The sequence below is a fragment of the Rhizomonospora bruguierae genome (genome assembly GCF_018397995.1).
GTDB classification, from domain to species: domain Bacteria; phylum Actinomycetota; class Actinomycetes; order Mycobacteriales; family Micromonosporaceae; genus Rhizomonospora; species Rhizomonospora bruguierae.
In genome coordinates, this window is sequence record NZ_BBQH01000017.1 from 118,888 (window position 1) to 139,015 (window position 20,128).

General features: G+C 74.1%; 8 protein-coding genes. 7 read left to right on the plus strand and 1 reads right to left on the minus strand.

Going from position 1 to position 20,128, the window contains the following annotated elements; translation table 11 throughout:
- The first annotated feature begins 384 nt into the window (after positions 1-384).
- The 4 genes from KJS59_RS09055 to KJS59_RS09070 all read left to right on the plus strand — a co-directional run bounded on the left by KJS59_RS09055 (position 385) and on the right by KJS59_RS09070 (position 3,855).
- Positions 385-702, plus strand: a complete 318-nt coding sequence (locus KJS59_RS09055; protein ID WP_213451998.1) for a hypothetical protein — start codon at positions 385-387, stop codon at positions 700-702.
- A 19-nt stretch (positions 703-721) separates the two neighbouring features.
- The gene (locus KJS59_RS09060; RefSeq protein ID WP_213452000.1) at positions 722-2,095 is read left to right on the plus strand and encodes a tannase/feruloyl esterase family alpha/beta hydrolase; all 1,374 of its coding nucleotides are present in this window, start codon (positions 722-724) and stop codon (positions 2,093-2,095) included.
- Positions 2,096-2,743: 648 nt separating this feature from the next.
- Positions 2,744-3,259: a TlpA family protein disulfide reductase gene (locus KJS59_RS09065; protein WP_213452002.1), complete on the plus strand. Its 516-nt coding sequence runs from the start codon at positions 2,744-2,746 to the stop codon at positions 3,257-3,259.
- Positions 3,256-3,855, plus strand: a complete 600-nt coding sequence (locus tag KJS59_RS09070) for a S26 family signal peptidase (protein WP_213452004.1) — start codon at positions 3,256-3,258, stop codon at positions 3,853-3,855. Before KJS59_RS09065 ends, KJS59_RS09070 begins: the two co-directional genes overlap by 4 nt.
- A gap of 107 nt (positions 3,856-3,962) precedes the next feature.
- On the opposite strand, the gene KJS59_RS31725 is transcribed toward KJS59_RS09070, so the two are convergent.
- Complete coding sequence (locus tag KJS59_RS31725) at positions 3,963-5,381, minus strand: glycosyltransferase (RefSeq protein WP_213452006.1); 1,419 nt, start codon at positions 5,379-5,381, stop codon at positions 3,963-3,965.
- A 208-nt stretch (positions 5,382-5,589) separates the two neighbouring features.
- Here KJS59_RS31725 and KJS59_RS09080 point away from each other — a divergent pair, with 208 nt between their 5' ends.
- From KJS59_RS09080 to KJS59_RS09090, 3 genes are read left to right on the plus strand one after another with little or no spacing between them, the layout of a single operon-like run.
- Positions 5,590-19,584 (plus strand): non-ribosomal peptide synthetase/MFS transporter, encoded by a 13,995-nt coding sequence (locus KJS59_RS09080; RefSeq protein WP_213452007.1) that lies wholly within the window; start codon positions 5,590-5,592, stop codon positions 19,582-19,584.
- Positions 19,581-19,781, plus strand: a complete 201-nt coding sequence (locus KJS59_RS09085; protein WP_213452009.1) for an MbtH family protein — start codon at positions 19,581-19,583, stop codon at positions 19,779-19,781. Before KJS59_RS09080 ends, KJS59_RS09085 begins: the two co-directional genes overlap by 4 nt.
- Positions 19,778-20,125, plus strand: a complete 348-nt coding sequence (locus KJS59_RS09090) for a phosphopantetheine-binding protein (protein WP_213452011.1) — start codon at positions 19,778-19,780, stop codon at positions 20,123-20,125. The genes KJS59_RS09085 and KJS59_RS09090 overlap by 4 nt, the downstream gene beginning before the upstream one ends.
- The last annotated feature ends 3 nt before the right edge of the window (positions 20,126-20,128 follow it).

Genomic DNA, 20,128 nt, shown 5'->3' on the forward strand with positions numbered 1-20,128 from the left:
TATCCCGGAACAGTTGCATGGGGCGGGCCACACGTCAACGGGTGCTCATGACATTTCTGCGCCGGCTGCCCCGCCGCCGACCCGCACCGGATCGACGTGCGTTGACGTGTACGACCGGCCGGACAGCGTCCACACAAGAGCGTCCGGGTCGGCGGCCGGCATCCTGGCCCGCGGCGCCAGCCGAACGAGGTCCCCGCGCGTACGCGGGGCGGCGGTCGGCGCGCTGGCCCGCATTTCATCCAACGGAAGCGATTCCTTGCCGCGGCCGAGCGGCCATTCGTATCGTCCGCCCAGCCTGTTGCTCAGCGTTGCCTCGATCAACCCAGTCCTCGACCTCCCGATGGGAACGACGGCTGAGGCGACCCAGGAATGAGGAGGAGTGCCATGCAACGACGGAGGGTGGCCGCGGCGGCCACGGTATTGGCAGTCGCGGTCCCGTGTCTGGTCGCGATGGGGACGTCGGCCGCGGCGGCGCAGGGCCTTCCGACCTGCGCGGATCTGGCGGTCGACCCGGCCCGGGGTCTGGTGGGGAACCCCGCGGTGGTGAGCGTCGCCTCGTCGGAGCAGGAGACGTCGGGCATGGCGTACTGCCAGGTGGACGTCAACTGGTCCACCCCGGGCGTGTCCGGGCCCGCCGCCGGCTACGCCGACGGTGAGTCACAGTCCATCACCATGCGATTCGCGCTGCCGGCCCGGGGATGACTGGACCGGACGAATGATCATGACCGCCGGCGGCGGATCCCAGGGCAGCGTCCCGGACCTCCGGAGCATGATCACGATGGGGGCGATCGGCGGGGGCACCGACTCCGGCCACGGCCCGGGCTCGGACTTCGGTGTCATCCAGGAGACGAACACCCTGGACACCGGGAAGATCACGGACTGGATCGGCCGGTCCAACGGCCTCGCGGTACGGCTGGCCAAGGAGATCGCCAGGACCTACTACGGCAGTCCGGTCAGCTACACCTACTGGCAGGGCTTCTCCGGCGGTGGACACATGGGCTGGACCCAGGTGACCCAGTACCCGGAGGAGTACGACGGCGCGCTGATCGGGGCGCCGGCCGCCGACTGGCAGCAGTTCCGGCTCGCCGACTCCTGGGATGAGATCGTCCGCAAGAAGGTCGCCCAGCAGACCGATCCGATCACGCAGGGGCAGATGACCGCGGCCACCGCGGCCGCCGTCGCGGCCTGCGACGGCGACGACGGGGTGCGCGACGGCCTCCTCGGCGACCCCCGTTCCTGCACCTGGAGCGCCACCAACAACATCTGCGGCGCCGCCGGCGCTCCCGCGGCACCGAACTGCGTGAACAGGATCCAGGCCAACGGCATCGACACGATGTGGGACGGCCCGCGCAACAGCCACGGGCTGCGGATCTGGTACCCGTACGACCGCGGCATCAACCTCGGCACGAGCACCACCACGCAGGCCAGCACCGTCCAGGTCATGCGGTGGAACCGCGCGGACCTGACCTTCGACGGGAACAACCTGTACCAGGACCGGGAGTCGATCGCCCTCGCGGCCGCGGCCGGGGTGGACGTGACGAACGCCGTCACCTACGAACAGGAGGCGGTACTGACCGCGGCCACGACGGCCCGGCTCACCTCCGGCTGGCAGCGCGACATCACCAGGGCCCGCGACCTCGGCCTGAAAATCATGGTCTACCACGGCACCGCGGACTCGGCGATCCAGTACCGCAACGATGTCGACCGCTACCGGCAGGCCGCCCGGTACTACGGCACGGGCCAGGCGAACTTCGCGGCCATCCAGGACTGGTACCGCCTGTTCCTCGTGCCCGGTATGGGCCACTCCGCCCAGCCGTTCCTGCCCGAGTTGATGGCCTGGGTCGAGGACGGCGTAGCCCCCGACCGGATCGCCCGCACGAGCGGCTTCCCGGTCGTCTGTTCCTTCCCGCAGAAGGCCATCTACCGCGGAAGCGGCAGCACCAGCGACGCGAACAACTACACCTGTGGCGGCAACCTGGACGCCGACCCGGTCGCGCTCTGCCAGATGCCCAGCACCAAGTTCGGCCTCGAGGACAAGGCGGCGCTCAACACCAGTGAGACCGGTATCCCGCCGGGCCAGTGCAAGAAGTCCTAGCCGCCTCGGTACGGTGCCCTCGCTTGCGTCCGCACGAGCGAGGGCACCCTACTGCGACCACTATGGACTGTGGTGCCCCCGGGCGGGATGGCCAGGCGCACCGCCGGGAGCGGGCAGCGCCGGCGCCATGAGAGTCCATGAAGGACGGTTCGCGACGACCGCGGAGCGCCGGCGCGGGAACGCTCCCATTGACATCGGGCAACTTATCGATCACGCTGCCTATCAAGCGTCACCTCACGGGAGGAACTCAGCCATGGTCCAGACCCTGAATCGGTTAGCCGACCGCGTCCTCGCACGTCTCGTCCCCACCGCGCAGGCGGACGCCGCCTGCGCCTACGTATGGGAAAGCTGTGGCTGCACGCTTGGCTTGCGCTACCGCCGCAAGTGCATGAACGGCTGCCCGCAAGTTCCCAACCACTGCTACCCCTGCGAGGCATGGGGCACCTGCTGAATCGTGTCAGCGTCCACCGCGCCGCGGCCGGTCGCCGACACCGGTGACCGCCGTGGCCGGTGTTCCGGCCGCCCCGTTCGCCAAGGCGGTCGGCCGTCAGCCGCGGTCGCGGTCGTTCGCCCGGCTCCGCCGGTTCGGAACGCCCGCGGTACCAGGAAGGAGCCACCGTTGCCGGTGCAGGAACGAACGGGCGAGCGATGACCGACGCACTGTTCGTCGCGGTGCTGTTCCTCGCCGCGCTCACGCTGTTCAATCTCATCGTCGTGCTCGGCGTGGTGCGCCGCCTACGCTCCTACGAGACGCGCCTGGGCGCCGTGGCGGAGCCGCCATTGGTGTCCACTATGGCGGCGGGTGAACAGGTGGGCGACTTCACCGCCTCCACCGTGGATGACCGAGTGGTGAGCCGCGCGTCCCTTGGCGGCCCGACGCTCGTCGGCTTCTTCTCGCCCAACTGCCCGGCCTGCCATGAGCGGCTCGGCGACTTCCGCGCCGCCGCGGACGGCCACCCCGGCGACGTGCTGGCGGTCGTGGTCCGCGACGGTGGCGACGTCGCCCCGGTGCTCTCCGCGCTCGCCGGGACGGACGTGGTCATCGAGGAGCCGGAAGGGCCGCTGGCGCGGGCGTTCGGCGTCCGCGGCTTTCCGGCGTTCATCGCCGTCCGGGAGGAAGGCGTGGTCGAGTCGGTCGGCTTCCAGGTGCCTGTGCCGGCGTGACCGGTGCTACCGGCCGCGCGGGCGCCGCGCTCGACCTCGCCTCACGGGCGTGGTCGGTGCCGCTGGCGGGCTACGCCGCGCTGGCGCTGCTTGCGGTCGCCCCGCTCGTGGCGGTGCTGTTGGTGCGGCGGCGATGGATGGTGGTCCGGGTGCGGGGCGGCAGCATGGCACCGGCCCTCCATGACGGTGACGTGGTCCTGGCGCGGCGGTGGACGGGCCGATCTAAGCGCCACGGCGAGGTGTCGTCGCCGGGCCGCGGCGATGTCGTGGTGTTGCACCGCCCCAGCGGTGCGGCGATACCCGCCGGAGCGGTCGCGGCGCCGCCGCTCAGGATGACGGCACCGCCGCCGAGCGCGACGGCTTCGGGCCGGTGGCTCATCAAGCGGGTGGTGGCGGTGGCAGGAGATCTTTTGCCGCCCGGCATACCGCCCGGTCGGGCACCGGCCGGTGTCGTCCCGCCCGGCATGGTCGTGGTCCTGGGGGACAGCGCGGGCTTCGACTCCCGGCTGTTCGGACCGGTCCCGCTCGACTCGATCCAAGCGACGGTCGTCAGGAGCCTGAGCCCGGGGTCGGTTCCCGCGTCGCGGCCCACCTGATGCTCGGCCCGCCCGCTGGGCGGGGCCGGCGAGCGCGATCCGCTCGTGGCCCCGCCCGCTGACCGCGGCTGCGCGGCACCGCCCTCAGATCGATGGGGAGCCGGGGATCAGGCCCCACGGAGGCGACGCAACAGCAGGGCACGCTGCTGCGGCGACAGCTGGCGTAGCCGGCGCGGCAGCTCGCCACCCGCGTTGGCCTCGGTGGGGCCTCCGCTTGCGGCGCCCGCACCGGCCGATCCGTCCACAAGCGACGCTATGAGCCGCGTGGCTCGAAGGGGCGCCGCGTGCTCCGGTTCGCCGGTGTAGCGCGTGGCGCGGTCCCGATAGCCCCGGTCGGCGAGGGCACCGTCGAGCTGCGCGGCGACCGCCGGGGCGGACCACTCGTGTTCGGCCGTCCAGCGGGCGAGACCGTGCGCCGCCAGTCGCTCGGCGTTGTCCGGCCGGTCGGCCCCGTACGCCATGATGACCTGCGGGGTCGCGCTGCGCAGCGCGCGTACGGCGGTGCCGATTCCGCCGTGGTGCAGCACCGCCGCCACCCGCGGAAATATCGCGGGAAAGGGCAGGCGGGGGTACCAGTGCAGCCCGGCGGGCAGCCGGTCGGGCAGGACGGCGCGGTCGGGCGTGACGACGAGACCGGCGCGGCCGGTACGGGCGACCGCGTCCAGTGCGACCGGATAGAACCGCTCGTGCAGCAGTTGCCCGGTGCCCCCGGTGACCAGCACCGGGGGTTGGTCGCCGGCGAGCAGCGCGGCAACCTCCGCCGGCACCTCCGGCTCGCTTCCGGTGGGCTCGGTTCCGGCCGGTTCGGTTGCGGTGGGCTCGGTTGCGCCGGGTTCGGTTCCGGCCGGCTTGGCTCCGGTGGGCTCGGTTCCGGTGGGTTCGGCGAACCCGGCCAGCTCGTCGCCGGTGACGAACCCGGCCAGCTCGGCCCGGGTCGGGGTGCCCGCCTCCTCGAACCACCGGGGCCACAACCCGATCGTGTGGGCCGGGCGCAGCCACCCGCTCCAGTCGCCGACCGGCGCGAGCCCGACCTCCGCGCGTACCTCGTCGATGCCGCCGGCGAGTCCGCGCGCCGCGTGCGCGGCGGCGACCGGCGCGACGACCAGTTGGACCGGTGCCACCGCCACCCAGGCCGCGGGCGCCCCGAGCAGGTCGGCGGCGATCCGTACGGACAGGGCCGAGGTGTGCCGGCCAACCAGGACGGTCCGATCCGGACGGTGCCGCTCGGCGAGCAGGTCGACCTCGCGGCGCATCTGCGCGAACAGGCCGGACCGCTGGTAGAACCGCCGCAGGTCGGCCGGGTGGCGTACCGCCAGCAGCTCCGCCGAGCCGGCCAGCATGTCCACATAGGACTCCCCGGTGTCGACGGCGGCGAAGTCAAGGCCCGCGCGGCGGGCGGTCCGTTCGTACGGCGCGTGCGTGCACAGCGTGACCTCGTGCCCCTGCCGCGCGAGGGCGCTGCCGATGCGGGCGAACGGTAACACGTCGCCGGCCGTGCCGTGAGTGACCATGAGAACTGTTGCCATGGCGCTCCTTCCGGGCACCCTGCCAGACAAATACGGGCATAGACCGGTATTGGGTCGGGGCGGGTGGCCATCTGCTTGACGATCACTATTTCTGTTTGTAACGTACGCCGCATGGAAGCGCTCCCATGGGGTGCGACCTGCTCTTTTGGACGCGGCACCAGGCAATTCGTGTGGTGGCCGACGGTGACGCTACGGGGGTACGTTCACCATGCATTTTTCTGCTCCTCAGTCTGCCCGGGCCCAATTAGCCGACCTCGATCCGCTCCGGCACGCCGCGCTCGTCCGGCTGCTGGCGGAGCGGCGGTCCGGTGTGGACACCGCCGACCCGGTCGACGGGGCGATCCGGCCGCAACCGCGCGACGGGCGGACCTTCCCCTGCACCCCGGCCCAGGAGCGGATCTGGCTCGCCGGCCAGGTCGCGCCGGACCGCGTCACGGTCCCGAACGCGACGTTCGGCCTGCGCCTGCGGGGAGCGCTGCGCCCCGAGGCCGTCGAGCGGGCGCTGGCGGAGGTCATCGCCCGCCACGAGTCGATGCGCACGGTCTACTTCGCCGCCCCGGTCGCGGCCGGCGCCGAGCTGCGTCCCCGGCAGCGCATCCTGCCCGCGCCGGCCCCCGGCTCGCCGGCCCAGGGGCTATTTACCATGGTCGACCTGACCGATCTGCCCGCCGGGCAGCGGGAGCGGCAGGCGCAGGCGCTGGCCGCGGCGGCCGCCGCGGAACGGTTCGACCTGGCGGCCGGACCGCTGCTGCGGGTCACGGTGTTCCGGCTCGCCGAACACGACCACGCGCTGCTGTTCGCCGGGCACCACATCGCCTTCGACGAGCAGTCCGTGGAGGCCGTGCTGCGCGAGCTGGCCGCGGGCTACTCGGCGGCGACGGGCGAGCGCGTCGACCCGCCACCCGCACCCGCCGTGCAGTATGCCGACTACGCCGCCTGGCTGGCCGGCTCACCGCAACGGGCGCTGGCCGCCGACCGCCTCGCGTACTGGCGGGAGCGGCTGACCCCGGCCCCCGCCGACCTGCGGCTGCCGGTCGCCACCGACCGGGCCGCCCGGCCCGGTGGCGCGCCGCACAGCGTGCGGGTGCGGCTGCCCGCTGGCAGTGTGGACCGGTTGCGGCGCGGGGGCGCGAACCCGACCCCGTTCGTCGCGCTGCTCGCCGCGTTGAAGGTGCTGCTGGCCCGGTACACCGGCGCGACCGACATCACCGTCGGCACCGTCTCCTCCGGGCGCGGCCGGGTCGAGGTGGAATCGGTCGTCGGCTGCTTCGTCAACCCGCTGGCCCTGCGCACCGACCTGTCCGGTGTGGACTCGTTCGCCGAGGTGCTGCGGCGGGTGCGGCGCACGGTGGTGGAGGCGTTCGCCCGGGAGGCGCCGTTCGACCGGGTCGTTGCCGCGGTGAACGCGCCGCGCCGCCCGGGCGTACACCCGCTGTTCCAGGTCGCGCTGTACCTGCACCGGCACCGCGCCGACCACGGCGCCTGGTCCGGGCTGGACGTCGACGTCTGGCACCACGAGGTCGGCGGGGACGACCTCGACCTGATCGTGGAGGCGACCCCACTGCCGGACGGCGGTGCCGAGGTCACCTTCCGCCATCCGGCCGGCGCCCTGGAGAACGGGGCGGTCGAGCGGCTCGCGGACCAGTTCGGCGCGCTGGTGACCGCGCTCGGGGCGAACCTGGACGCCGCGCCCGACTCGGTGCGGTGCCGCACCGCCGCCGAGGAGGCGCTGGTAAACGGCTGGAACGACACGGCCACGCCGGTGCCCGCGGCCACCGTCGCGGACCTGGTCGAGCGCCAAACCCGCGCGACGCCGGACGCCATCGCGGTGCGGGCCGGCGACGAGGCACTGAGCTACGCCGAGCTGGACACCCGGGTCGAGGCGCTCGCCCGGCGGCTCCGCGCCGCCGGTACCCGGCCGGGTGGACTCGTCGGGGTCTGCGTCGGCCGTTCGGCGCGGCTGGTCGTCGCCACGCTCGCGGTGTGGCGGGCGGGGGCGGCCTACGTTCCCATCGACCCCGAATATCCGCCGGCCCGGCAGGCGTTCGTGCTCGCCGACTGTGCCGCGCCCGTACTGCTGGCCGATCGCGCCCTGGTCGACGCGCTGCCGCCGCACGACGCCACCGTCGTCCTGGCCGACGAGGACGCGGCCCCCGAACCCACGGAGCCCGACGGTGCGCGGCCGGCGGCGCACGACGTGGCGTACGTGCTCTACACCTCCGGCTCGACCGGCCGGCCCAAGGGCGTCGCGGTCGACCACCGCGCACTGGGCAACTTCATCGAGGACATGCGCCAGCGACTCGACGCCGGACCGGCGGACCGTTGGCTCGCCGTGACCTCGCTGGCGTTCGACATCGCCGCGCTGGAGCTGTATCTGCCCCTGGTCAGCGGTGGCCGGCTCGTGGTCGCCGACGAGCTGGCCGGCCGCGACGGTGCCGCCCTCAACGCGCTCATCGACCGGGCCGGCGTCACCCACGTGCAGACCACGCCGTCGCGCTGGCGGCTGCTGCTCGCCGCCGGGTTCACCGGCGGGGCCGGCGGTGGCGCCGCCGGCCGGGCGGTCACGGCGCTCGCCGGTGGCGAGGCGCTGCCGCTGCCCCTCGCCCGCGAGCTGCGCGGCCGGGTCGGGCGACTGATCAATGTGTACGGACCGACCGAGACCACGATCTGGTCGACGGCCTGGGAGGTGCCGGCGGACCCCGGCGAGGTGCTCATCGGTACGCCGATGGCCAACACCCGCGCGTACATCTGCGACGGGCACGGCCGGGTGCAGCCCCTCGGCGTGCCGGGTGAACTGTGCCTCGGCGGTCTCGGCGTGGCCCGGGGCTACCTGGGCCGGCCGGGGCTGACCGCCGACCGGTTCCGCCCGGACCCGTCCGGGGCACCGGGCGCGCGCCTCTACCGCACCGGCGACCTTGCCCGCTGGCGCGGAGACGGGCAACTGGAGTTCCTCGGGCGCGCCGACAACCAGGTCAAACTGCACGGGTACCGGATCGAGCTGGGCGAGATCGAGGCGCGGCTCGGCGAGCTGCCCGGCGTCGCCGAGACCGCCGTGGTGGTGCGGGACGGGGTTGCCCCGGGCGGTGCGCCCGCCCCGGAGCGAGAGACGCTCGCGGCGTACCTGCGGCTGGAGCCGGGCGCCGAGGCGGACCCGGCGGGGTGGCGCGCCGCGCTGGCCCGGGTGCTGCCGCAGTACATGGTGCCGGACCATTACGTGCCGCTGCCGCGGTTGCCGATGACCCCGAACGGCAAGCTCGACCGGGCGGCGCTGCCCGCGCCGTCGGACGGCGCGCGTCCCGTCGCCGAGTACGTGCCACCGCGCACCCCGACCGAGGAACTGGTCGCCCGGGTGTGGGCCGACCTGCTCGACGGGTCCCGGCCCGGCGCGACCGACGACTTCTTCGCGCTCGGCGGGCATTCCCTGCTGGCGATGACGGCGGCGGCGCGGCTCTCGACCGAGAGCGGCCGGGAAGTCCCCGCCGGCATGCTCTTCCGCCACCCGGGCCTGGCCGAGCTGGCCGCGGCGCTGGACGCGCTGCCCGTCCACGTCACGACCGATCCACAGCCGACCATAGTGGACAAGTCCGACACGATCCCGCTCTCCTTCGGCCAGGAACGGCTGTGGTTCCTGCACCGCCTCGATCCGGACGACGCTTCGTACAACATGTACCTGGTCTACCGGCTGCGCGGCCCGCTCGACGGCACCCTGCTGGAGCGGGCGCTGGGTGCGGTGGTGGACCGGCACGATGTGTTGCGGACCCGGTTCGTGGCCGACGACGGCCGGCCGGCGCAGGTGGTCGCGCCACCCGGCGGGCTGACCGTGCCGCAGGCGACCGTGCCGGCCGGCGTCGCCGACCCGGTGGCCTGGGCGCGGGAGCGGGTGGCGGCGTGGACCAACGCGCCGTTCGACCTCGCCGCCGGACCGCTGGTGCGGGCCGGGCTGATCCGGCTCGGCGCCGACGACCACGTGCTGTGCCTGGTGGTCCACCACATCGTCGGCGACGGGCGGTCGCTCGGGCTGATCCTTGACGAGCTGTTCGCGGGGTACCAGGCGCTGGCGGCCGGCGAGGCACCGGCGCTGCCGCGCCCCGCCTTCCAGTACGCCGACTTCGCGGCCCGCCAGCGAGACCGGGCCGCCGCGGACGAGGAATCCCTGTCGTACTGGCGGGAGCGCCTCGTCGGTGTGTCCGTGCTGGAGCTGCCCACCGACCGGCCGCGTCCGGTGGTGCGAAGCGCGCACGGTGGCTTCGTCCGGCACCACCTCCCCGCCCCGTTGGCGGCGTCGCTGCGGCAGTTGGCCGCCGATCAGGGCTGCACCCTGTTCATGGTGCTGCTCGCCGGGTACCAGGCGCTGCTCGGCCGGCACGCGGGCCAGGACGACGTCTGCGTCGGCTCCTCCATCTCCGGCCGGCCCGCCGGCTTCGACGACGTGGTCGGGCTCTTCGTCAACACGCTGGCGCTGCGCGGCGACCTCTCCGGCGACCCGACGTTCCGGCAGTTGCTGGGCCGCACCCGGCAGACCGCGCTCGCCGCGTACGCCCACCAGGACGTCCCCTTCGAGCGGCTGACCGCGTCGCTCAACCTGGCGCGCGACCTCAGCCGGACCCCGCTGTTCCAGACCATGCTGATCCTCCACTCCGAGGCCGGCGCCGGCACCCGGGTGCTGCCCGGCGTCGCCGCGGAGTTCTTCGACGACGGCTTCGCCCAGGCCAAGTTCGACCTGATGGTCGACGCGTGGGAGGAGCCGGACGGGCTGGACCTGGCGGTCAACTACAGCGCCGACCTCTTCGACGCGTCGACCGTGGCCCGGCTGGCCCACCGGTTCGAGGCGCTGCTGTCGGCCGCCGTGGCCGACCCGGACGCACCGCTGTCCCAATTGGACCTGCTGGCGGCGGGGGAGCGGGACGAACTGCTCGCGCTCGGTGCCGGCGCCGCGGGGGCCGGCGTCGATGACGTGGTCGCGCTCGTCGCGGCCGCCGCGGCGGCCAGGCCCGAGGCGGTCGCGGTCGTGGGGGGCGCCGTCCGGCTCAGCTACGCCGAGCTGGAGCGGCGTGCCGATGTGCTCGCCGCGCGGTTGCGCGGCTACGGGGTGGGCCCGGACCGGGCGGTCGCCGTCGCGCTGCCACGCACCCCGGAGCTGATCGTCGCCCTCCTCGCGGTGCTCAAGGCCGGTGGGGCGTACGTGCCGGTGGACGTCGACTATCCGGCCGCCCGGGTGGAGTTCCTGCTGCGCGACAGTGCTCCGGCCGTGCTGGTGACCGAGTCGGGCCTGCGGGACGGGCTGCCCGCCACCACCGCCACGGTCATCTGCGTCGACGAGGCTCCCGCCGAGGTCGTCCATGGAGGACCATCGCCGGCGGCGTCCTCCGCGGACCTCGCGTACGTCATCTACACCTCCGGATCAACCGGCACGCCCAAGGGCGTCGGCGTGTCCCGGGGAGCGCTCGCCGCCCGGGCGGCCTGGATGCGCCAGCGGTACGCACTGACCGATGCGGACCAGGTGGTGCAGTTCGCCTCGGTCAGCTTCGACACCCACGTGGAGGAGGTCTGGCCGGCGCTGAGCTGCGGCGCCCGGCTGGTGCTCCTGCCGCCGGGTGAGCAGCTGCCGGACCTGCTCGCCGGCCCGGCCGGCGCCGGCATCACCGTGCTGGACCTGCCCACGCCGTACTGGCACGAGCTGGTCGGCGAGCTGGACCAGGTGCGCTGGCCGGCGACGCTGCGGCTGCTGATCCTCGGCGCGGACCAGGTGCGGGCCGACGCGCTCGCCCGCTGGCGGGCACACTTCGGCGACCGGGTCGAGATACTCAACACGTACGGTCCGACCGAGACGACCGTGATCGCGACCGCGGCCCGGCTCAACGGCGACGGCGGCGGCCTTCCACCGATCGGCTCGCCCATCGCGGACTCCCGCGTGTACATCGTGGACGATCAGCTGCGGCTGGTGCCGCCGGGCGTCCCGGGCGAGCTGTGCATTGGCGGTGCGGGCGTGGCCCGGGGATACCTGGGCCAGCCGGGCCTGACCGCGCAGCGGTTCCGGCCCGACCCGTACGGCCCGGCGGGCGCCCGGCTGTACCGTACCGGCGACCTGGCGCGCTGGCGCCCCGACGGGCAGCTGGAGTTCCTCGGCCGCCTCGACGACCAGGTGAAGATCCGCGGCTACCGGGTTGAGCCCGGTGAGGTCGCGGCGGCGTTGAGCGCCCTGCCCGGAGTACGGCAGGCGGCGGCCCTGGCCCGGCCGGACCAGGCGGGTCACCTCACGCTGGTCGGTTATGTGGCCGGCGACGGGCTCGCCCCGGCGGACCTGCGCGCCGCGCTCGCGGGGCGGCTGCCGGCCTTCCTCATCCCGTCCCACCTGCTGGTGGTGGACCAGATCCCGTTGACCACCAACGGAAAGGTCGACCGGGAGGCACTGCCCGCGCCGGGCTCACAGCCGGCCGAGGGCGGCTACGTGGCACCGCGTACCGCCACGGAGGTGCTCGTCGCCCGGATCTGGGCCGGCGTGCTCGGGCTCGACGAGGCCGCCGAGCCGGCCGACCCGGCGGGCGCCGGGCCGCGCGGCGTCGGGGCGGACGATGACTTCTTCGCCCTCGGCGGCCACTCGCTGCTGGCCATCCAGGTGATGGCCCGGCTGCGCGCCGCCACCGGCTGCGACGTGCCGATCCGGGCGCTGTTCCGGCACTCGACCGTCGCCGGCCTGGCCGAGGTGCTCGACGGGCTGCGCGCGGAAGCGGCGCCCGGCTCGGCCGACGAACCGCTGGCCCCGCGGCCGCCGGACGCCCCGCCGGCACCGCTGACCTTCGGCCAGGAACGGTTGTGGTTCCTGCACCAGCTCGACCCGGCCGACGCCTCGTACAACATCTACCTCACCTACCGGCTGCGCGGGCCGGTCGACGCGGACCTGCTGGAGCGGGCGCTCGGCGCGGTGGTGGAGCGGCACGAGGCGCTGCGGACCCGCTTCGTGGCGGAGGACGGCGAGGCGCGGCAGGTGGTGGCCCCACCCTCCGGCGTGCCGCTGCACCGGGTGGCGGTACCGGCCGGCGAGCCGGATCCGGTCGAGTGGACGCACGCGCTCGTCGCCGATTGGCTCAACGGCCCCTTCGACCTGGTGACCGGGCCGCTGGTGCGCGCCGGGCTGGTCCGCCTGGACACCGACGACCACGTGCTGTGCGTGGTGCTGCACCACATCGCCGGCGACGGGCGTTCGGCCGGCCTGCTCGTGGACGAGCTGCGCGAGTGCTACGCGTCCTATCTGGAGGACCGGGAGCCCGACCTGCCCGAGCTGCCCGTGCAGTACTCGGACTACGCGGCCTGGCAACGGTCCCGCGCCGTCGCGGGTGCCGGTGCCGAAGCGCTGGCGTACTGGCGGGGTCAGCTCGCCGGGGTGCCCGCGCTGGACCTGCCCACCGACCGGCCGTGGCCGGCGGTCCCCAGCGCGGATGGCGAGTACCTCGACGTTTACGTGCCCCGGCGACTCGCCCTGGATCTCCAGCGGGTCGCCACCGAGGCGCGGTGCACGCCATACATGGTGCTGCTGGCCGCCTACCAGGTACTGCTGGGCCGGTTCACCGGCCAGGACGACATCTGCGTCGGCTCACCGATCGAGCACCGGCCGCGGGTCGAGGTGGCGAACCTGGTCGGGTTCTTCGTCAACACCCTGGCGCTGCGCGGGGACCTCTCCGGCGACCCGACGTTCCGGCAGCTGCTGGACCGGACGCGGGAGACGGCGCTCGCCGCGTACGCCAACCCGGAGGTGCCCTTCGACGAGCTGCTCGCCTCCGCCGGCATCCCCCGGTACCCCGGCCGGACGCCGGTGTTCCAGACCATGTTCGTCCTGCACACGGAGCAGGGCGCCGGGGTCGAGGTGCTGCCCGGTGTGGCGGGTGAGTTCTTCGACGGCGGCCTGCGGCAGGTCAAGTTCGACCTGAGCGTGGACGTCTGGCAGCAGGACCGCGGCCTGCGGGTGACCTTCGGCTACCGCGGCGAGCTGTTCGAACGGGCCACCGTGGCGGATCTGGCCGACCGGTTCGTCGCGCTGCTCGGCGCGCTCGCCGCGGCACCCGACCATCGACTGTCTACCGTGGAGGCCGGCGACCCGGCCGGGCGGGACCGGCTGCTCGCCGCGGATCGGGCGGCCACCGCGGACCTGGCTGACACGGCCGGCACCGCGGCGGCGCCCGTCGCCGCGCCGGTGTACGTGGCGCCGCGCACGCCGGCCGAGGAGCTCGTCGCCCGGGTGTGGGCCGACGTGCTCGGGCTCGACCGGGTCGGCGTCTACGACGACTTCTTCGCCCGCGGCGGGCACTCGCTGCTCGCGATGAAGGTGGTCGCCCGGTTGCGCGCCGCGACCGGAGTCGACCTGCCGCTGCGCGCCGTGTTCGCCGCCTCCACCGTGGAGGGCGTCGCGGCCGCGCTGGACGAGATCGAGCCCGACCCGGACAATGCCGACAGCGGCGCAGCCGGCGGCCAGAGCGCGGACGCGGTTCCGGTGCGCACCGGCGACGACGCACCGCCGCTGTCCTTCGCCCAGGAGCGGCTGTGGTTCATGGAGCAGCTGGCGCCGGGCACGGGCGCGTACACCATCGCCGTGGTGTTGCGGCTGCGCGGCGCGTTGGACGTGGCCGCGTTGGGTGCGGCCTACGACGGGGTGGTGGCCCGGCACGAGACGCTGCGCAGCCGGTTCCGCGATGCCGGCGACGGCCGCCCCGTGGTGGTCATCGACCCGCCCGCGCCGCGCGGCCTGCCGGTCCTCCCGGCTCCCACGACGGGTGACGATGACGCGGACGGCCGGCTCGCCCGGGCCCAGGATCTGGTCGCGGCACACCTGGCGGAGCCCTTCGACCTCGAAACCGGCCCGCTCATGCGGCCGCTGCTGCTGCGCCTGTCGCCCGGCGACGGGACGGCCGACGACCACCTCCTCGTCCTGGCGATCCACCACATCGTCGCCGACGGGTGGGCGATCGACCTGTTCGCCGCCGAGCTGCGCGCGCTCTACGCCGCCGCCCAGGCCGGCGCCGCGTCACCCCTGCCCGAGCTGCCGGTGCGGTACGGCGACTACGCGGCCTGGCAACGCGAGCGGATGGCCGGGCCCGCCAAGGACGCCGACCTGGCGTACTGGCGGCCGGCGCTGGCCGGGCTGGAACCGCTGGACCTGCCGACCGACCACCCCCGGCCGGCCCGCCAAGCCTTCCCCGGCGCGGCCCACACCGTCGCCCTCGACGCCGACCTGCGCGCCGGCCTCGCCGAGCTGGGCCGGGCCCACGGCACCACCCTCTACATGACGCTGCTCGCCGCGGTGCACGCGGTGCTGGGCCGGCACAGCGGGCAGCGCGACTTCGCCGTGGGGTCGCCGGTCGCCGGCCGCCTCCGGCCCGAGCTGGAGGGCCTCATCGGCACGTTCGTCAACATGCTGACGATGCGTGCCGCGCTGGACGGCGACCCGAGTTTCACCGAGCTGCTGCGGCGTACCCGGGAGAGGTGTCTCGACGCGTACGCCCACCAGGAGTTGCCGTTCGAGCAACTCGTCCAGGAGCTGAACGTAGCGCGTGACGTGCGCCGTCCGCCGCTGTTCCAGGTCCTCTTCGCGCTACAGAACTACGCCGAGCACGGTGGGCGTGCCGGGGTCGGGACGCCCGCCGCCGACGATGCGGCCGGGCTCGCCATCAGCGACGTGCCCGGACCGGTCACCGCGACCCGGTTCGACCTGGAGATCTACGTCTACGAGTCGAACGGGCGGGCGTGGGCCACCTTCGTCTACAACACCGACCTGTTCGCACCGGGTACGGTCGCCCGCCTCGCCGGGCACCTGGACCGCTTGCTGGCCGCCGTCGTGGCCGACCCCGGTCGGCGACTGTCTGAAGTGGACCTGTTGGACGCGCCGGAGCGACGGGCCCTGCTCACCGCGCCGGTCGAGGTCGACATCCCGGCCGACGCCACGCTGCCCTCGCTGATCGCGGAGACGGTACGTCGCAGCCCCGACGCCGTGGCCGTCACCTTCGAGGGGTCGCACCTGACCTACGCCCAGCTCGACGAGCGGGCCGCCGCCCTGGCCGACCGGCTGCGCGGGCGGGGCATCGGGCCGGACAGCCTCGTGGCGGTCTGCGCCGACCGCTCCCTCGAACTGGTCGTCGCGCTCTACGCGGTCCTGCGGACCGGCGCCGCGTACGTGCCGCTGGATCCGCAGTACCCGGCCGATCGGTTGGCGTTCATGCTCGCCGACTCCGCCGCGCCGGTGCTGCTGACCCAGGCACACCTGACCGCCCGGCTGCCCGCCGCATCCGCCGCGTCGATCATCGGTTTGGATCGGGACGAGGAGGAGGCGCCGCGCGCTGAGCCCATGGTCGACGGGGCCGAGCGTGGGCCCCGGCAGTCCGACGCCGCCTACATCATCTACACCTCCGGCTCCACCGGGCGGCCGAAGGGCGTGCCCAACACGCACCGGGGCATCGTCAACCGGCTGGACTGGATGCAGCGCGTCTACCGGTTGGGCCCCGACGACGTGGTGCTGCAGAAGACCCCGGCCAGCTTCGACGTGTCGGTCTGGGAGTTCTTCTGGCCGCTGCTGGCCGGTGCCCGGCTGGTGCTCGCCCGGCCCGACGGCCACCGCGACGCGGAGTACCTGCGCGACCTAATCCACACCGAGCGGGTCACCACGGTCCACTTCGTACCGTCGATGCTCGCCATCTTCCTCGGCACCGAGGGCGTCTCCCGGTGCACCTCGCTGCGCCGGGTCATCTGCAGCGGCGAGGAACTGCCGGTGGACCTGGCGACCCGCTGCCTGGCCACGCTCCCCGCGCAGCTGCATAACCTGTACGGCCCGACCGAGGCGGCCGTGGACGTCTCCGCCTGGCATTGCCGCCCCGAGGGGCTCGCCGGGCTGGCCCGGGTTCCGATCGGCGCACCGATCCAGAACACGTCGCTGTACATACTGGACGAGGCCCTGCGGCCGGTGCCGGTCGGCGTGCCCGGCGAACTGTTCATCGCCGGCACCGGGCTGGCCCGCGGCTACCTCAACCGGCCCGGGCTCACCGCCGAGCGGTTCCGGCCGGACCCGTACGGCCCGCCGGGCACGCGGATGTACGCGACCGGCGACGTCGCCCGGTGGCGGGCCGACGGCACGGTCGACTTCCTGGGCCGCCGGGACGACCAGGTGAAGCTGCGCGGCCTGCGCATCGAACTGGGCGAGATCGGTGCGGCGCTGCGGGAGCAGCCCGGCGTTCGGGACGCGGCGGTCGTGGTCCGCGAGGACCGGCCGGGCGACAAGCGGCTCGTCGCCTACGTGGTCACCGAACAGCCCGGCGCCGGCGCGCCCGACCAGGGCGGAGCGGCGGACCCGTCGGCGCTGCGGGCGGCGCTGCGCTCCCGGCTGCCGGACTACCTGGTGCCCGCCGCGATCGTGCCGCTGGACACCCTGCCGTTGCTGCCCAACGGCAAGCTCGACCGCCGCGCGCTGCCCGCGCCGGTGGTCCAACGTGACGGGTCGGCCGCGCTGGTCGAGCCGCGCACGGACACCGAGCGGCTGATCGCCGGCATCTGGCGGGAGGTGCTCGGCCTCGACACCGTCGGCATCGACGACGACTTCTTCGACCTGGGCGGCCACTCGCTGATCGCCACCCAGGTGGCGGCGAAGCTGCGGCACACCGCCCCGGCCGGCGTCTCCGTGCTGGAACTGTTCCAGTACCGCACCATCCGGGCCCTGGCCGAGCTGGTGGAGACCCCGGTCGAGCAGCGCGGCCCGCGCCGGCTGCTGCACGAGCTGACCAAGCCGTCGGGGCAGCGCGTCGGCACCCTCGTCTGCGTTCCGTACGGCGGCGGCAGCGCGGTGGTGTACCAGCCGCTGGCCGATGCGCTGCAGCCCGGGTGGTCCCTCTACGCCCTGTCGATCCCCGGTCAGGACGTCGGGGTGCAGGAGCAGGCGCTGCCCTTCGACGAGCTGGCCGCCCGGTGCGCGGCCGAGGTGCTCGACCGGGTGGACGGCCCACTCGTCCTCTATGGGCACTGCGTCGGCTCCGCGCTGCTCGTCGAGGTCGCCCGCCGGCTTGAGGCGGCCGGCCGGACGATCGACGCGGTCTACCTGGGCGCCACCTTCCCCTTCGCCCGGCCGACCGGGCGGGCGATGGTGCTGCTGTCCAAACTGGCCCGCCGCGACCGGCTGCGCGGCAACCGGGGCTACGAGAACTGGCTGCGCTCGATGGGCGTGGACCTGGCCGAGCTGGACCCGGCCGAGGCGAACGCGATCGTGCGGACGATGCGGCAGCAGGCCGTGGCGGCCGAGGAGTACTTCACCGGGCTGTTCGCCGAGCAGGTGGAGCCGCTGCGGGCGCCGGTGGTCTCCGTGGTGGGGGAGCGGGACTCCGAGACCGAGTTCTACCGCGAGCGCTACCGCGAGTGGCACTTCCTCGCCCGGCAGGCCGCGCTGGTCGTGCTCGACGAGGGCGGGCACTACTTCCTGAAGTATCGGGCGGCCGAGCTGGCCGAGATCGTGACCTCGGTGCACCGGACGGACGAGGCGCTCGCGGACCGCGACGGCGGGTGGTCGGTGCTCGCCCGGTCCACCATAGACCCGGCCGAGGCGCAGGGCCGCCCCGCCGCGATGGACCCGGCCGAGGCGCAGAGCCAGCCCACCGCGATTGACTCCGCCGAGGCACAGGGCCGGCCCACGGCGATGGATCCGGCCGAGGCGCAGGGACCACCGACCGCGGACCCGAAACGAACCACCGCCGGTCCGGACCGGTCCCGGGCGCGGGCCGGTGCGACGGTGCCCCAGCCGAGCATGCGCCGCTTCCTGCTGGTGGCCTTCGGGCAACTGACCTCCATGATGGGTTCGGCGCTCACCGAGTTCGCCATCCCACTGTGGATATACATGCAGACCGGCTCGATCGTCCGGTTCGCCGTCTTCGCCGTGCTCGGACTGGTACCGGGCATGCTGGTCGCCCCGATCGCCGGCGCGGTGGTCGACCGGTACGACCGGCGCCGGGTGATGCTGTTCGGTGACATCGCGGCCGGCGGCAGCCAGGCGGTGCTGCTCGGCATCGTGCTGACCGGGCACCTCGCGGTCGGCCACATCTACGTCCTGCTGGTCGCGCTGTCGGTGTCGCTGACCTTCCAGCGGCTGGCGTACAACGCGGCGGTCCCGCAGTTGGTGCCCAAGCGGTACCTCGGCCACGCCAACGGCGTGGTGCAGATGACCCAGGGCGCCGGGCAGTTCGTCGTCCCGATCATCGCCGCCGGCCTGATGGCCGCGGTCGGCCTGCGCGGCGTGCTGGTGCTGGACGTGGCGAGCTACCTGTTCGCGACCACCGTGACCCTGCTGGTCCGGTTCCCCAACACGATGCCGTGGCGGCGCCGCGAACCGTTCCTCACCGAGGTCGCCGGCGGCTGGCGGTACGCGCTGGGCGACAGCGGCCTGCGGCCGGTGCTGATCTTCTTCGCGGTGCTCAACCTGTTCATGACGGCGCTGTTCCTGCTCGTCTCGCCGCTGGTGCTCTCCTTCGCGGATCTCAACGCGGTCGCCCGCGTCAGCATGGCGACCGGGCTCGGCGGGATCGTCGCCGGGCTGCTGATGAGCCTGTGGGGCGGGCCCCGGATCCGCCGCGTGCGCGGCATGCTCTGGGCGGTCCTGGTGCTCGCGGTCTCCAGCGCGGTGCCGGGCCTGCGGGCCAACGAGGCGGTGGTGGCGGTCGGCGCGTTCGGCATGTTCTTCGGGCTGACCCTGGCGAATGGGATCTACGCCACCGTGGTCCAGGTGAAGGTGCCGCAGCGCTTCCACGCCCGGGTGTTCGCGGTCAACACGGTCATCGCGTTCTCCACGATCCCGATCGGGTACGCGGTGGTGGCCCCGCTGGGCAGCCGGGTCTTCGAACCGCTGCTGGCCCCGGGCGGAGCGCTCGCCGGCACGGTCGGCGCGGTCATCGGCACCGGCCCGGGTCGCGGTACCGCGCTGCTCTTCCTGGTCCTGTCCGCCGTCATGGTGATCCAGGTGCTGATCAGCCTGCGGCTGCCGAACCTGGTGCGCTTCGACGAGCGGGTGCCCGACGCGATGCCTGACGACCTGGTCGGCGCCCGGGCGCGCGAGGCGAAGGTGCGGCGGCGACGCGCGGCCGCGGACCCGGCGGCGCCCGCGGACCCGGCGGCGCCCGCGAACCGGGTCGCGCCGGTGGGAACGGCGGCGCGACCGGTGGTCACATCCGGCGAGAAGGAAAGGTGAGACCGGTGGAAGCTGACGAGGGGAGCTACCAGGTCGTGCTCAACGACGAGGAGCAGTACTCCATCTGGCCGGCCGGCGAGCAGCCGCCCGCCGGATGGCGCCCCGACGGCACGGTCGGCTCGAAGCAGCACTGCCTCGACCGCATCGACGAGGTCTGGACGGACATGCGCCCACGCAGCGCCCGGAGGCCGAGATGAGCGAGCCCGCCACGCCCGACGGGGCGGACGCCACGGCGGCGGCCGTCTTACGCATGTGGACAGAGCTCGGGCTGAGGCCGGGCTCGGCGGCCGACGACTTCTTCGCCGCCGGTGGCCAGTCCCTGACGCTGGTCCGGTTCCTGGCCCAGGTCCAGGAGGCGTACGGCGTGGAGCTTCCCGTCGACCGGCTCTTCGACGAGGACCTCACCGCCGCCGTGGCCGCCCGTCTGATCACCGAGGCCCAGCTCGACGCCGCCGACGAGGGGGACCTGGCGGCGATCCTGGCCGAGGTGGAGGGGCTGTCCGAGACCGAACTGGCGGCGCTGCTCGCCGAGGCGGAGTGAGCC

What these genes read in the sequence shown, in the direction of transcription:
- KJS59_RS09080 (WP_213452007.1), top strand. Translation starts at nt 5,590, where the DNA reads ATGCATTTTTCTGCTCCTCAGTCTGCCCGGGCCCAATTAGCCGACCTC.
- KJS59_RS09060 (WP_213452000.1), top strand. Translation starts at nt 722, where the DNA reads ATGACCGCCGGCGGCGGATCCCAGGGCAGCGTCCCGGACCTCCGGAGC.
- KJS59_RS09090 (WP_213452011.1), top strand. Translation starts at nt 19,778, where the DNA reads ATGAGCGAGCCCGCCACGCCCGACGGGGCGGACGCCACGGCGGCGGCC.
- KJS59_RS31725 (WP_213452006.1), bottom strand. Translation starts at nt 5,381, where the DNA reads ATGGCAACAGTTCTCATGGTCACTCACGGCACGGCCGGCGACGTGTTA.
- KJS59_RS09065 (WP_213452002.1), top strand. Translation starts at nt 2,744, where the DNA reads ATGACCGACGCACTGTTCGTCGCGGTGCTGTTCCTCGCCGCGCTCACG.
- KJS59_RS09055 (WP_213451998.1), top strand. Translation starts at nt 385, where the DNA reads ATGCAACGACGGAGGGTGGCCGCGGCGGCCACGGTATTGGCAGTCGCG.